Source organism: Mesorhizobium sp. LNHC252B00, assembly GCF_000502955.1.
In the GTDB taxonomy this organism is placed as follows: Bacteria; Pseudomonadota; Alphaproteobacteria; order Rhizobiales; family Rhizobiaceae; genus Mesorhizobium.
Genome location: NZ_AYWO01000012.1, coordinates 19,854 through 33,809, shown reverse-complemented (window position 1 = coordinate 33,809; position 13,956 = coordinate 19,854). Strand labels below are relative to the sequence as shown.

Sequence of the window (13,956 nt, the reverse complement as noted above, 5' to 3'; positions counted from 1 at the left end):
TTGCATTTCAAAAATCCGTGACATAGCTTGTTTGCACATTGGCAAAGAAATTGCCGAAGTTTTTTCCTTTTGTGAAAGACGGGGACTTTGCGGGAACATCTCGATCTGACCGATCGGCGGCTGGTCAAACAGCTGTCGCAGGACGCCCAACCGGGCATCAACCGCATCGCCGAGATCTTGGCGGTTTCGGTTCCGACGGTGCGCTCGCGGCTGCGCAACCTGCTCGACCGCAACCTGCTCAAGATCGTCGGGCTGCTGAACCTGACCGAGCGGCCCGAGCTGATCTCGGCGATCGTCGGCATCAACGCCCAAGGGCGCGGCCGGGCCCGCGAGCTGGCGCAGCGCATTTCCGAACTGCCCTTCGTCAACTCGGCTTCGGTGGTAACCGGGCGCTTCGACATCATCGTCGACGTGACGGTGGCCGGTGATGTCGCCGATCTCTACCGCGTCACCAGCGAGTTGATCCCGGGCGCCGGCGAGCCGGGCGAAGTGGTGCGCAGCGAGACCTTCGTCGTCATGGCGTCCTGCAACAAATGGGTCAGCCTGCCCGAAGGCTGCTGGTCGGACGACCGCAAGGAGCCGGCATGAAGATCGCGGTTCTCGGTGGCCTCGGCCTGCAAGGCCGCGCGGCCATCGCCGACCTCGTCGTCAGCGACGGCGTTGAGGAAATTGTCTGCGTCGACACCGCAGCGGACGGTCCTGCCCGGATTGCCGGCCTGACCGACCTTGCTCGCGTGCGCTTCGTCGTGCCCGATGGCGCCATCGGCCCGGCGCTGGCCAAAGTGCTCGATGATGTCGACGCCGTCATAGATCTGTTGCCGCAGCCGCTGATGCGCGAGGCGGTGCAGGCCGCCATCGCCACGCGGACGCCGCTGGTCACCACCAATTACGCCAAGTCGATCGCCGACCTGGCGCCGGCGGCCGAACAGGCCGGCGTTCCGATCATGACCGAATGCGGGCTCGACCCCGGCATCGACCTCGTGCTCTACGCCCGTGCCGCAAAGCAGTTCGACTCCATCACGGCAATCGATTCCTACTGCGGCGGCATCCCCGAGCCGAAGGCGATGGCCAAGCCGCTTTGCTACAAGGTGAGCTGGAATTTCGACATGGTCCTGGTCAGCCAGAACCGCGACAGCGTGATGATCGAGGACGGAAAACGCGTCGCTGTGCCAGCCGGTCAGCAGCACGCCAACCCTTTCATCCATGAGATCGAGGTCGCAGGCTTGGGCAAGCTCGAAGCCTTCCCCAATGGCGATGCGCTGCGTTATGTCGAGATGCTGGACGCCGCCAAGGGGCTGTGCCGCTCCGGCCGCTACACGCTGCGTTGGCCGGGATGGTCGGCCTTCTGGGCGCCGCTGAAGGAGCTCGGCTTCCTCTCCGAAGACAAGGTGCCCGGCACCTCCAACAGCCCGCGCGAATTCCTCGGCCGGCTGCTCGGGCCCCAATTGCAATATGGCCCCGGCGAAAAGGATCTTTGCGTGATGCGCAATGTCTTTTCCGGCCTCGAAGGCGGCCGCGCCAAGACGGTGACATCGGACCTGATCATCGAGCGGGACCTCGTCTCCGGCCTGTTCGGCATGAGCCTCGGCGTCGGCTACCCCGCCAGCATCGTGGCGCAGATGCTGGCACGCGACGACATCACCAAGCCCGGCCTGCTCAACCCGCTGCTCGATGTGCCTGACGAGCCCTTCTTCGACTCGCTAGCCAGACGCGGCATCAATGTCACCGAAACGGTGGCCTGGGGCTGAGGATTTTCGAACGGTGGCTGCCGCCGGCAACGGTGCCGCCGCTCAAAAAAGGGCCCGAGGAAATCCGCGGGCAGATACCAACGACAACAGGGAGGACTACCGAAATGAAGATTGCCAGACTTTTCATCGCCGGACTTGCGTTCGCCGGGCTCGCCACTGCGGCCACGGCCGGAACACTGGACGACATCACCAAGCGCGGCGAACTTCGCGTCGCCGTGCAGACCCAGGGTCCCCCCTTCTCGCTGGTCGGCGCCAATGGCGAACGCACCGGCAGTTCGGTTGAACTGGCCGAACTGATGGCCAAGGAAATGGGCGTGAAAATCACCTTCCTCGACTTCGACTGGGACGGCCTGATCCCGGCGCTGCTCTCGGGCAAGGCCGATCTGCTGGTCGCCGACATGACGCCGACATTGGCGCGCGGCATGAAGGTCGCCTTCACCACGCCTTACATGTACACGGGCAGCACCGTCTTCACCAAGGCCGACGGCAAGTTCAAGACGACCGAGGATTGCAAGGCCAAGGGCACCAAGATCGCCGTGCTGCTGGGCGCCACCGGCGAGAAGGAAGCCAAGACCGCGTTCCCCGATGCCGACGTCAAGAGCTACAAGGGCGGTGGTCCACTGCTGCTCGATGCCGTCAACAACGGCCAGGCCGATTGCGGCGTCAACGACGTCTCGGCGGTCAAGGGTCAGTCGACGGCGTATCCGGCCGGCTCCTTCACCATCATGCCGGACCTTTTGTCGAAGGAACCGCTTGCCTTCGCCACCCGCTATGACGAGCCGGACCTGCTGGTCTGGATGAACCTGTTCCTCAACCAGGTCAGCATAGACGGCCGCCTGCAGAAGAACCTCGACTACTGGGTCAATTCCGACGCCTGGAAGAAAGACCACTGAGGAATTAGGGAGTAGCGAATAGGGAGTAGCGAGTAGCGAGTAGCGAGTGGTGAACGGCTGTTCCGGCCACGCTTTGCTGCTCCCTACTTCCCTACTCGCTACTCGCTACTCGCTATTCGCTATTCGCTACTCGCTATTCGCTAATCACCCTTCCCTCTTCACCGCCACGCGCCCATGCTCGAGAATTTCAGTTTCCGCACAATCGTCGAATATCTGCCCCTGTTCGGGCAGGGCCTGATCACGACCGTCTGGCTGTCGGCGCTGTCCTTTGTCGGTGCGCTCGTCGTCGGCATAGTGCTGTGCGCGGCGAACCTGCAGCGCGGCTGGCTATTCCGCACACCGGCCAAGGCCTATATCGACGCCGTGCGCGCCACGCCCCTGCTGGCGCAGCTTTATTTCCTCTATTTCGGCTTGCCCAGGCTCGGCTTCGTCCTGCCGGAGCTGGTCGTCGGCATCCTCGCGCTATCGCTCAACAGCGGCGCCTATATCGCTGAAATCATTCGCGCCGGCATCCTGTCGATCCCGCGCGGCCAGGTCGAAGCCAGCGTCGCCTCTGGCATGACCTATGTCCAGCGCATGCGCCTTGTCGTCCTGCCGCAAGCCTTCAAGGTGACTATCCCGCCGCTGCTCGGCCAGGCGATCGTGCTGGTCAAGGATTCCGCACTGCTGTCGCTGATCTCGGTTTCCGAACTGACGCGCGCCGGCCAGTTGCTCGCCTCCGACCGCTTCATGCCAGCCGAAGGCTTCCTCACCATCGCCGCCTTCTATCTGCTGCTCTATTACGGACTGAAGGGACTGGCTGGCCTGTCCAGCCGCTGGCTCGGCGCAGCCGGGGCCCGCACATGATCTGGCAACAGCTGCAAAGCCTCGCCGGCTCCTATCCGCTGGCCCTGCGCGGCCTCGGCATGACCGTGGTGCTGTCGCTGATCAGCCTGGTGCTCGGCACCTCGCTCGGCTTCGGTCTCGGCCTCCTGCGCACCGGTGGCAATCGGCTGATATCAGCCATCATCGGCGCCTGGGTCGACCTGATCCGCGGCACGCCCTTCCTGGTGCAGATCTTCCTGATCTTCTTTATCCTGCCGGAGTTGGGCATCGAACTCGACGCCTTCACTGCCGGCATCATCGCGNGAGTTCAGACGTGTGCTCTTCCGATCTGATCTTCCTGATCTTCTTTATCCTGCCGGAGTTGGGCATCGAACTCGACGCCTTCACTGCCGGCATCATCGCGCTGACCAATCTGGCCGCATGCTTCATCTGCGAGATCGTCGCCGCCGGCATCCGCTCGGTGCCGACAGGCCAGGTCGAGGCGGCACTCGCGTCCGGCCTGTCGCGCTGGCAGCGCATGCGCCAGGTGGTGCTGCCGCAGGCGATGCGCATCGTGCTCCCTCCGCTGGTCGGGCAGTATGTGCTGTTGATCAAGGATTCTTCCGTCGTCTCCGCCATCGGACTGACCGATCTCACCCGCGTCGGCTGGTTGGTGGTGCAGCGTGTGCCGAACGGCCTTCTGGTCTTCTTCCTCGTCGGCGTCGGCTATTTCATCGTCTGCTATCCCCTGATCATGCTCGCCCGCCGGCTCGAGCGCCGCATGGGTGCGGCGCATGGCGAGGTGCAGCTGTGACATCGAACCCGAAGGGCCCAAAAGATATGACCAAAACGGGCATGATCGACTTTCGCGGCGTCAACAAATGGTTCGGCTCGCTCAACGTGCTCAGGGATATCACGCTCAGCGTCGAGCCGCGCGAAGTGGTCGTCGTCTGTGGCCCGAGCGGCTCCGGCAAGAGCACGCTGATCCGCTGCGTCAACGGCCTGGAGGCGATCAAGGACGGCGACCTCACCGTCGACGGCCAGCGTCTCGGTGACCCCGCCACCAACATGACGCAGCTACGCACCGAGATCGGCTTCGTCTTCCAGTCGTTCAACCTCTACCCGCACAAGACCGCGCTCGAAAACGTGACGCTCGCCCCCATCCATGTCCGCAAGATCCCGCGCGCCGAGGCCGAAAAGGCCGGGCGCGAATTGCTGGCCAAGGTCGGGTTGGCCGACAAGGTCAATGCCTATCCCGCGCAGCTCTCCGGCGGCCAGCAGCAGCGCGTGGCGATCGCGCGTTGCCTCGGCATGCGGCCCAAGATCATGCTGTTCGACGAGCCGACCTCGGCGCTCGACCCCGAGATGATTTCGGAAGTGCTCGACGTCATGGTGGCGGTCGCCGAGGAAGGCATGACGATGATGGTGGTGACGCACGAAATGGGCTTTGCCCGCAAGGTCGCCCAGCGCGTGGTTTTCATGGACGCCGGCGCCATAGTCGAAAGCGGCACGCCCGACGAATTCTTCTCCCACCCCAAGACCGACCGCAGCCGGGCTTTCCTCGGCAAAATTCTCAGGCACTAACGGCGCACTGACACGCCGGTCAATTTACGCGTTCCTTGGCAGCGAGCACACTTCACCCGTCATAGGTGTCGTTCAATGTCCATTCGTTGATGTAGGATGCGGATGACATCTAAGGTCGTTTCGGATTGACGGAAGAAAACGAAGTGTTGCCCGACGGGATACTTGAAATAGTACTCGCGCACTTCGGTGCGGCGGCCGGTTTTGAGCCCGCTGGCCAAGGCCTCGATAGCGCCGATCAAATCGTGGTGATACCGATCCGCTTGTTCAAGCGACCAGTGCTTGAACGTGTAGAGCCAGATATCTTCCAGATCAGTTTCGGCGAGAGGTGAGAGTCGATATTGGCGGCACTCATTTGGCATGCTTGGCGCGCATCTTGCTCAGGAACGCAGTGCTATCGAAGGCAACGGGCGCGCCAGATTCCTCGCCAGCGATGAGCGCGTTTTGCAAAGCACGGACCTTGGCCTCATGCTCCTCGAGCAACCGCAGCCCTGCACGCACGACATCACTTGCCGAACCGTAACGGCCTGTCTGAACCTGCGTATCGATGAAGCCAGCGAAATGGTCGCCAAGGGAAACAGAGGTATTTCGGGGCATGAGCTCCATCCTAAGGTTGCGATGTCAACATATACCAAAAATTGGTATATGTCCACAATTGTGACCTCAGGGGCAAGATGCCAAGTCGCCCTGCCATCGCGCATGTCGTGATTCAAGCCGCCTCTTCCGGACTCCCGCCCATCACAAACGCAACCCGGCCGCCACGCCGCCTCAGCAGCGCGATGGCAAGGAAGGCGATGACGCCGCTCGCGGCGACGGCCACCAGCACCCACAGCGAATTGGCGACCGAAGTCCGCGCCATCATGAAGGCGAGCGCGAACGGCGCGAAGGACGAGGTGAACTGACGGGCGGCGCTCGCCCATCCGAGCCGCGCGCCATAGCCCTCGCGGCCGAAGAGTTCGAGCGGCAAGGTGCCGCCGACGATGCTGGTGAGGCCGGACCCGAGGCCAAACAGGAACACGAACAGGAAGGCGCCGGGCAGCCACGGTGTGGTCAACAGCAACGCGCACAGCCCGGCCGTGAGCAGCGAAGCTGCGATGACGGCAAGGTGCGTTTGCGGCAATCGCCCGCCAAACAGCATGTTGATCAGCCGGCTGGCGACCTGTGACGGGCCGAACAGGGTCGAGACGAAGAGGCCGGCGGTGCCGAGCCCAAGAGCCGCTGTCAGCGGCACCATGTGGATCAGGATCGCCGACAGCACGAACCCTTCGGTCGCGAAGCCCGCCAGCATCAACAGAAACGCAGCCCGGCCGCGCCGCGAATCGAGCGGCGCGCCCGCTTCCGGGGTCGGCCCGCGCTCTTGGCTCGCGGCCGTCGCGTGATGGCGCGACAGGCGCATCAGCCAGGCGTGGATCGGCAGGCAGAGCCCGAGATTGAGTGCCGCGAACAAAAGATAGACCTCGCGCCAGGTCAGTTGCGCATGCAGCGCCGAGGTCAGCGGCCAGAACAGCGTCGAAGCGAACCCGGCGATCAGCGTGAGGTGGGTTATGCTGCGTTGCGGACTCGGAACCCCGATCTGCACGATCGCCACGAAGGCGGCGCTATAGAGGACGAAGCTGGAGGCCAGCTCCATCGCCAGCAGCGCCAGAACGAAACTCACGCGGCCGGGCGAGACGGCGCACAGCGCCAGCGCCAAGGCTGCCGCGACCGAGCCCATGGTCATGATGCGCCCAGCGCCGAAGCGGTCGGCCCAGCGCCCGGCCGTCGGCGCGAACAGGCTGCCGGCGAACAACGAGGCGGATAGCGCGCCGAACACCCAGCCTTCGCTGAGGCTGAACTCGCTGGCGATTGCCGGCGCCAGGATCGAGAAGCTGTAGTAGAGCGTGCCGTAACCGATGATCTGGGTCAGCCCGAGCGCCCAGATCGCCTTGCGCAGGACAGATCGGTCAGGCATCGCTGGCTGCCATCGTCTCTCGCGCCTCGATGCCGGCCGGCGTGGTTGCACAGCCGCAGCCCGACGCGCCGTTTGCCTTGGCGTCCGCATCCCTGACGCAGCAGGCATCGACATTGGCGGGCGCGGGTCCGCCGCAGCAGCCAGCACTCTCCGACACCGTCACGACGCCGACGGCGCTGCACACGCCGGTTTCCGGCAGCACCAGCCGCACCTCGCGAGCCGCGGCATAGTCGCCGGCAATATCGGCGACCACCGAGCGGACCTGTTCGTAGCCGGTCGCCATCAGGAAGGTCGGCGCGCGGCCATAGGATTTCGAGCCGACGATGGTGAAGCCCGGTTCGGGATGCGCGAGTTCCCTGATGCCATGCGCGGGAACCGTGCCGCATGAGTGNAGTTCAGACGTGTGCTCTTCCGATCTGTTCGGGATGCGCGAGTTCCCTGATGCCATGCGCGGGAACCGTGCCGCATGAGTGGAAATTCGGATCGATCAGCGGCGCCAGCGCCGGCGGCGCCTCGACGGCGGGATCGAGTGCGATTCGAATCTCACTAAGGAACGACAGATCGGGCCGGAAGCCGGTGGTGACGATGATGCGGTCGACTGCCAGATTGAACGGCTTGCCGGCCAGGCTGGCGTCGATGACGAGCCCCTCGCCTTGCACCTCGATGCGGTTGACGGCGAAAGGCGCCAGCATGTTCAGCCGGCCATCCGCCATCGCCTGCTTGGCGGCCAGACCGAGTGCGCCGCGTTCCGGCAACTGGTCGTTCAGCCCGCCGCCGAGCAATCTTTCGACGCTGGCGTGGCGCAGCGCCCAGAAAATCTCGGTGCCGGGTGCAGCGTCCTGCAACTCCATCAGCGCCAGGGCGACGTTGATGGCCGAGTGCCCGCCACCGATGACGAGGACGCGCTTGCCCGCATAGCTGCTCCTCACTTTGCCGACCACGTCGGGAATGCCATAGGCGATGCGCCCGCGAGCCTCGCCCTCGCCGGGAACCGGCAGCCCGTCGACACCGATCGGGTTCGGCCGCCACCAGGTTCCGGACGCGTCGATGACGGCGCGCGCGTGGGCGCGGTGCTCGCCGCGGGCATCGCGGTAGCGGATGACGAAGGGAGCTTGCTTGCGGCCTTCATTGGCGACCTTGTCATGTCCCTGGCGGGTGATCGCGGTGACCTCGGCGCCGAGCTTCAGATTGGCGGCGATCGCGGGAAGCCGGCCAAGCGGCGCCAGATAATCGCGCACGATCTCGCCGCCGGTCGGCAGGCCTTGGCTGTCCGGCGCCGTCCAGCCGGAGCGGTCGAGCAGCGCCCGCGCCGCCGCGTCGATGTTGTATTTCCACGGCGAAAAAACCCGCACGTGACCCCATTCGAGCAGTGCAGCACCGACACTCTCGCCGAGCTCCAGGATCAGCGGGCGGATGCCGCGCTCGACCAGGTGCGCCGCGGCAGCGAGGCCGACCGGGCCGGCGCCGATCACCGCGACGGGAAGATCTGCCATCATGTCCATCGGTTCGATCCTTCCGGTATCTTCGAATTATACGTCCAAAAAAATCAGGCCGGCGCTTTGCTGGCGGCAGGCGCGCAGGTGGCGTCGGCGCAGCACTCGTCGGCGAGATAGCCGATCAGTGCGTTCATGCCGGGATAGTTGGCGCGGCAGATCAGCGTCGTCGCCTGCCGCTCCTGCGTGACAAGGCCTGTGTCGACCAGCCGCTTGAGGTGGTGCGACAGCGTCGAGGACGGAATGTCGAGCTTGCCCTGGACGGCGCCGACGGCAAGCCCCTCCTCTCCGGCGCGCATCAGGATGCGATAGAGCTGAAGCCGCGTCGGGTTGCCGAGCGCTTCGAGCTGCGCGGCTGCTTTTTCGAGTTTCATGGAAATAAGCTATGCGACACTTTTCGCGACGTCAATCAAATTTCGAAAAATATGGAAATAACGTCAGACGACACGCTTGCCCAAGGCGTCGATGACCACCTCGCCGTCCTCCTTGGTGAACGCGCCGATCTCCGGGTTGGGCAGGATGTCCAGCACCTTTTCCGACGGCCGCGCCAGGACGACGCCGAGCGGGCTGACCACGATCGGCCGGTTGATCAGGATCGGATGCTCGAGCATGAGATCGAGGATCTCCTCGTCGGTCCATTTCGGGTCGGCAAGGCCGAGTTCGGCATAGGGCGTGTCTTTCTCGCGCAGCAGGTCGCGCACTGTCATGCCCATCGCGGCGATCATTTCGACCAGCCTTTCACGCGACGGCGGCGTCTTCAGATAGTCGATCACCTCCGGCTTCTCGCCCGACTGCCGGATGATGGCCAGCGTGTTGCGCGACGTCCCGCAATCGGGATTGTGATAGATGGTGACGGTCATTGCGCGGCCTTCATCTGTTTGATCGGTTTCGGTTCGGCGAGCAGCCAGCCCGCCAGGGTCATGGCCAGCAGCGCCCCCAGCAATTCGGCGGCTATGAAGCCTGGTAGGTCGACCGGACGGATGCCAGAAAAAGTATCGGAAAAAGCGCGGGCGATAGCGACGGCCGGGTTGGCGAAGGAGGTCGAAGCGGTGAACCAGTAGGCAGCCGTTATGTAGAGCCCGACCAGCCAGGGGATCGCGTCGGAGCGGAAGCGCAGGCCTGCCAGGATGGTGAAGACAAGGCCGAAGGCGGCGACTGCCTCCGCGAGCCATTGCCCGGTTCCGGTCCGCACCGTAGCCGAGGCCTGCAGGATCGGCAGTTCGAACATGGCGTGGGCCAGAAACGTCCCGGCGATGCCGCCCGCGACCTGGGCGATGATATAGGCAAGCGCTGCGTTCGCCTCGATCTCGCGGCGAAGCGCGAATACCAGCGTGACGACGGGATTGAAGTGCGCCCCCGAGATCGGTCCCAGTATCGTGATCAGCACGACGAGGATCGCTCCCGTCGGCAAGGTGTTGCCCAGCAGTGAAACGGCGACGTCGTGGGTCAGCCGGGCGGCCATGATGCCGGAGCCGACCACAGTCGCGACGAGCAGCGCGGTTCCCAAGGCTTCCGCGACGATGCGGCGTGGCAAGTCACCTTCGGCAGGTTGCGGCCGAACTCGTCCACGCGCTTCTGGATCGCTCATCGGTGGTTGCCCCCTAGCAGTCACAGGTCACGGCATTGATGACAGGTCGACAGAGTTCCGGCGCGCCGTTGCAGCAATCTTCCATCAGATAGGCCAGAAGGTCGCGCAAGCCGGTCATGTCGGCGACGTAGCGCACGATCCGGCCGTTGCGTTCGGGACGGATCAGCCCGGCATGGGCGAGCACCTTCAGGTGCGCCGACATGGTGTTCTGGACCGTGTCCAGCCTTGCCGCGATCTCGCCCGCCGGAATGCCTTGCGGCCCGGCGGGCACGAGCAGCCGGAAGACATCCAGCCGCGTCTCCTGGCCAAGTGCGGCCAGCGCGTTCAAAGTGCCTTTCTTATCCATATATCCGAATCCTTGGATTTATGGACTTCCGGATATCGGGTTCGCCGCGATCTGTAAAGCGTGTTTGCACGCCGTCAGGTGACCGCCAGCACCTTTCCTGTATCGTGCTGGCGCACGAAGTCCACGCGGGCACCGTCCCAGTGATAGCTGTAATGTCGGCCCTGCACCGGAATGGTGATGACGTCTGGCCAGAAGATGCCGATGCAGCCGCCGCCCGGCATGCGCACGCTGTTCCACACCAGCCCGTCGCTGCCTGCCGCCCGCAGCGCACGCCCTTCCGCCTGCGAGGCGGAATAGTCGTCCGGGTCGAGCACGCCGGGCACCGCGTTGACGTCATCGAGATCGCGGTCGACGCTGCCGATCAGCACGCGGAAATCCGCAGTCCAGCCCGGATCCTCGTTGGTGGCGCGCATGAATTTCTGGTGGTGGTGGACGGTCTCGGCCAGCGCCACCTCCTCGCTGTCGCCGGCATAGTAGATGCCATAGCTGCCATCCGAGAAGCGCCCCGGCCGCAGCGTCGAGCAGTGCACGAAGGGCGCCATCACGAAGCTGGAGCCGGGTCCGGAAACCCGCCTTGCGGCAGCCACCTTGCCGAGATCGCCGATCTCGAACCTTATGCGCGGGTTGGTCTTCGCCTCGACCGAGGCCAGCGCCTCCCAGTCGCGCGGATCGGCAATGTCCTCGAAGAGGTCGGTCGGCGGATGGATGGAGCGGATGATGCGGAAGGTCTGCCGCCAGTGGACACGGCGACGGACCGCAAGTCCACTCACCATGCACCACGCTCCGCGTCGAGCCATTCGCGCATCGCGGCAAGATCGGAAATTTCGCCACGCAGCATAAGGTCGAGAGCCGACTGGCCGCCGAAGGCGGCATTGGGCTTGCGGATCCAGGCATAGCCGCGTGCCGGCTCCGTGAACAGGTAGCGCAGGCCCTTGTGGATGCCCATCAGATGCGCCATGCGGGTGCGCAGGTCACGGTCGATCCTGCCGATGCCGCCTTCCTTCCAACGTGCCCAAGTGCGCGCCGATATGCCACCGAGCAGGATGCAGGCCTCCAGGTCGGTCAGATTCCAGGCCTTGAACAAATTGACCGTGGTGCGCGCGAGCGCGCCCGCCTCGTCGTCTGATATGACACTTCCCGCTGCGGCCGGTGTGGTGACTATGGACTGAAGCTGCATTTTGCTCCTCGCTATTGGCAGATATATAGCACACATCTGCCAATTGGCAAGACGGCGCTCGTCGGGCCGGATCTATTCCGCCACTTCGTACCGAAAAGGCGCAACGGCCCAGGATGTTACCCGGCCGCCCATATCAGCCCGTCAGTCTCTTGCTCATATAGACCGTCACGCCATTCATGAACGGCTCTTCCCGGTCCACGACATAGCCGTGCCTCCTGTAGAGCGACACATTGGCCTCGAAGGCGCCATTGGTCAGCAGGCGAAGCTCGAGGCGACCCGCTTCGATCGCCTTTTGCTCGACCCGCTCCAGCAACAACCGGCCGATCCCCCTGTCCTGCGCATCCGGTGCGACGCAGACGTTCTCGATCCAGAGATGATCGTCGGCCAGGATGGTTTCGATTATCCCGACGATACGGCCACCCTCGACGGCAAGATCGAACGAATGCTCGGCAACGGCCTTGTCGTAGTCGGTGCGCATCGGCAGCGGCTCGCGGCCGATCACCGGCACCCATTTGGCATAGGCGGCCCGAACGATATCCCTGATCGCGGCGGCGTCCGCCGGCACGGCCGGCCGAAGCCGGATGGAAGAGACGATGGTCATGAAAATGCTCCAGAATATGAAAACCCCGTCGGCCTGCTTGAGGCGAACGGGGCTGGAAACGAACGAACCGGGCTATCGTACCGGCCTTCGTCGTCGCGCAATCAGCTTGCCGCTCCGCACTGCGCAGGGGCGGCGTCGCTTGGTGTTGATGGGCGAAAAGACGAACATGCCGTCACGCCGGGGCATGAAGCGTGGCGCTGTCAAGACGGCTGCTCAATCGGTAAAGTCTCATGTCATGAGGCGGGCCTCGGTCTTGCCTACCGCCGCAGGATCAGGTGACGGCCCATGCGGCGGACAGCAGGCTGGTGCGGGCGCTCGCCAACTGGTGCCCATCCCCGGCTACCACACTACTACCCCGCCGCCGGCAAGCCACGCCAGCCTTCTCGCACCTGGTCAATACCTTGCGCTACAAGGACAAGATGAGCTCGACGGGCAGAATCTGTTGCCTGCCTGATTGACGAAGCAGGACGGCATCGGCATCATTCTCCACGGCGTGGCCTGCGCCGAACCTCCAGGGATCGTCCCCAGCACGGTCTTGAACGGAGGCAAAGGGGCTTTCCAGTCTCAGGCCGCTGTCTTGGTCCGATCGTTTCGAGTGTGGTTGCTGGGGAACTTCATCCGGAACGTGAAAGGCCATGACAATGACCCAAAACGCAAATTTCAAACGTCGTGTGCGGGCTCGCGCTGCCAAGACAGGTGAGTCCTACACAGCCGCTCTCAGGCATTTTTACCGCCGCCCGCCGGACGATCCGGCGCCCGAAACCAGATCGATGCGATTGGCAGTCGCGCAAAGCACCGTCCATGACGACCCTCGCGACATCGGCGCGCTGCGCGACAGCGGGTTGGAGATGCGATGCTTGATGCGAGAGGCGCGGCAAGCAGGCGCAAGACTGCTGCACTTTCCCGAAGGCGCGACCTGCTCCCCCAACAAGCGCATCATGTCGGCCAGCGGTCGCGAAACAATCGGGCCGGCCGATTGGAGCCGGTTCGAATGGGCGGTCCTGCGCGACGAACTGGAGGCGACGCGGATGCTTGCGCGCGAGCTTGGCCTGTGGACGGTCTTCGGTTCGGTGCATCGGCTCAGCCAGCCGCGCCGGCCGCACAACAGCCTCTATGTCGTCTCCGATCGCGGCAAGCTGGTGACGCGCTATGACGAGCGCATGCTGTCGAACACCAAGATCTCCTTCATGTACACGCCGGGCTCGATGCCGGTGACATTCGAGGTCGACGGGCTCCGCTTCGGCTGCACGCTCGGCATGGAAGCGCACTTTTCCGAGATTTTCATCGACTATGAGAGGCTCGACGTCGACTGCGTCCTGTTCTCGACAATCACTGCCGCCGATGGCCCAGTTTTCGCCGTCGAGATGCAGGGACACGCGGCAAGCAACAATTACTGGGCGAGTTTCTCCATCCCCGCGCAACACAGCCTGACCGCGCCTTCGGGAATCGTTGCGCCCGGTGGCCGCTGGGCCGCGCAATGCCCTGCCGATGGAACCCCCGCGATTGCCGTCGTCAATATCGACAACAATCCGGGAGACCCGGCCCGGCCCTGGCGGCGAACGGCGCGGACGGGAATCTACCAACCGCACCTGGTGGAAGACGACCAGCGGAGCAACGATCGCGGCGTGTTCTAGGAAGGCGTCACGCACAGGGGGCGGCTGGCGACTGCCGGCCGCCCCCTGTGGTTGCTGCCGATAGAGCGCAATCCATCTGGATTGAATCCTCGGTCGTTCTATCTTCCTGTTCGCGCGAACCGAAGGTTCGAGACCTGGCA

General features: G+C 64.1%; 16 protein-coding genes. 6 read left to right on the top strand and 10 right to left on the bottom strand.

Features of this window, described 5'->3' with window-relative positions:
• Positions 1–87 precede the first annotated feature (87 nt).
• The 5 genes from X744_RS153395 (at position 88) to X744_RS153415 (ending at position 5,029) form a co-directional block, all read left to right on the top strand.
• A complete protein-coding gene (locus X744_RS153395; protein ID WP_023760043.1) occupies positions 88–588 on the top strand; it encodes an Lrp/AsnC family transcriptional regulator in 501 nt (166 codons plus the stop codon).
• Positions 585–1,748, top strand: coding sequence for a saccharopine dehydrogenase family protein (locus X744_RS153400; protein WP_023760042.1), 1,164 nt, complete (start codon positions 585–587; stop codon positions 1,746–1,748). Before X744_RS153395 ends, X744_RS153400 begins: the two co-directional genes overlap by 4 nt.
• A gap of 104 nt (positions 1,749–1,852) precedes the next feature.
• Positions 1,853–2,641, top strand: a complete 789-nt coding sequence (locus X744_RS153405) for an ABC transporter substrate-binding protein (protein ID WP_023760041.1) — start codon at positions 1,853–1,855, stop codon at positions 2,639–2,641.
• 174 nt (positions 2,642–2,815) lie between these two features.
• Entirely contained in the window at positions 2,816–3,487 is a 672-nt protein-coding gene (locus tag X744_RS153410; RefSeq protein WP_023760040.1) for an amino acid ABC transporter permease, read from the top strand.
• A 798-nt stretch (positions 3,488–4,285) separates the two neighbouring features.
• Positions 4,286–5,029 (top strand): amino acid ABC transporter ATP-binding protein, encoded by a 744-nt coding sequence (locus X744_RS153415; protein WP_023760037.1) that lies wholly within the window; start codon positions 4,286–4,288, stop codon positions 5,027–5,029.
• 59 nt (positions 5,030–5,088) lie between these two features.
• Here the strand turns inward: X744_RS153415 and X744_RS153420 are convergent, their stop codons facing one another.
• The 10 genes from X744_RS153420 to X744_RS153465 all read right to left on the bottom strand — a co-directional run bounded on the left by X744_RS153420 (position 5,089) and on the right by X744_RS153465 (position 12,182).
• The gene (locus X744_RS153420; RefSeq protein ID WP_023760036.1) at positions 5,089–5,388 is read right to left on the bottom strand and encodes a type II toxin-antitoxin system RelE/ParE family toxin; all 300 of its coding nucleotides are present in this window, start codon (positions 5,386–5,388) and stop codon (positions 5,089–5,091) included.
• Positions 5,378–5,623, bottom strand: coding sequence for a type II toxin-antitoxin system ParD family antitoxin (locus tag X744_RS153425; protein ID WP_031260421.1), 246 nt, complete (start codon positions 5,621–5,623; stop codon positions 5,378–5,380). The genes X744_RS153420 and X744_RS153425 overlap by 11 nt, the downstream gene beginning before the upstream one ends.
• A 112-nt stretch (positions 5,624–5,735) precedes the next feature.
• Positions 5,736–6,977: an arsenite efflux MFS transporter ArsK gene (gene arsK / locus X744_RS153430; RefSeq protein ID WP_023760034.1), complete on the bottom strand. Its 1,242-nt coding sequence runs from the start codon at positions 6,975–6,977 to the stop codon at positions 5,736–5,738.
• Between the two features lie 1,546 nt (positions 6,978–8,523).
• A complete protein-coding gene (locus X744_RS153435; protein WP_023760031.1) occupies positions 8,524–8,844 on the bottom strand; it encodes a metalloregulator ArsR/SmtB family transcription factor in 321 nt (106 codons plus the stop codon).
• 63 nt (positions 8,845–8,907) lie between these two features.
• Complete coding sequence (arsC, locus tag X744_RS153440) at positions 8,908–9,330, bottom strand: arsenate reductase (glutaredoxin) (RefSeq protein ID WP_023760030.1); 423 nt, start codon at positions 9,328–9,330, stop codon at positions 8,908–8,910.
• Positions 9,327–10,058, bottom strand: a complete 732-nt coding sequence (locus X744_RS153445; protein WP_050589544.1) for an MIP/aquaporin family protein — start codon at positions 10,056–10,058, stop codon at positions 9,327–9,329. Before X744_RS153445 ends, arsC begins: the two co-directional genes overlap by 4 nt.
• A gap of 13 nt (positions 10,059–10,071) precedes the next feature.
• Positions 10,072–10,404, bottom strand: coding sequence for a helix-turn-helix domain-containing protein (locus tag X744_RS153450; protein ID WP_023760028.1), 333 nt, complete (start codon positions 10,402–10,404; stop codon positions 10,072–10,074).
• A 74-nt stretch (positions 10,405–10,478) separates the two neighbouring features.
• Positions 10,479–11,177: an RES family NAD+ phosphorylase gene (locus X744_RS153455; protein WP_023760027.1), complete on the bottom strand. Its 699-nt coding sequence runs from the start codon at positions 11,175–11,177 to the stop codon at positions 10,479–10,481.
• The gene (locus tag X744_RS153460) at positions 11,171–11,581 is read right to left on the bottom strand and encodes an MbcA/ParS/Xre antitoxin family protein (protein WP_023760026.1); all 411 of its coding nucleotides are present in this window, start codon (positions 11,579–11,581) and stop codon (positions 11,171–11,173) included. The genes X744_RS153455 and X744_RS153460 overlap by 7 nt, the downstream gene beginning before the upstream one ends.
• A 133-nt stretch (positions 11,582–11,714) precedes the next feature.
• Positions 11,715–12,182, bottom strand: coding sequence for a GNAT family N-acetyltransferase (locus X744_RS153465; protein WP_023760025.1), 468 nt, complete (start codon positions 12,180–12,182; stop codon positions 11,715–11,717).
• Between the two features lie 641 nt (positions 12,183–12,823).
• Here X744_RS153465 and X744_RS153470 point away from each other — a divergent pair.
• On the top strand, positions 12,824–13,816 hold the full coding sequence (locus X744_RS153470) for a carbon-nitrogen hydrolase family protein (protein ID WP_031260418.1): 993 nt from the start codon (positions 12,824–12,826) through the stop codon (positions 13,814–13,816).
• Positions 13,817–13,956: the final 140 nt, after the last annotated feature.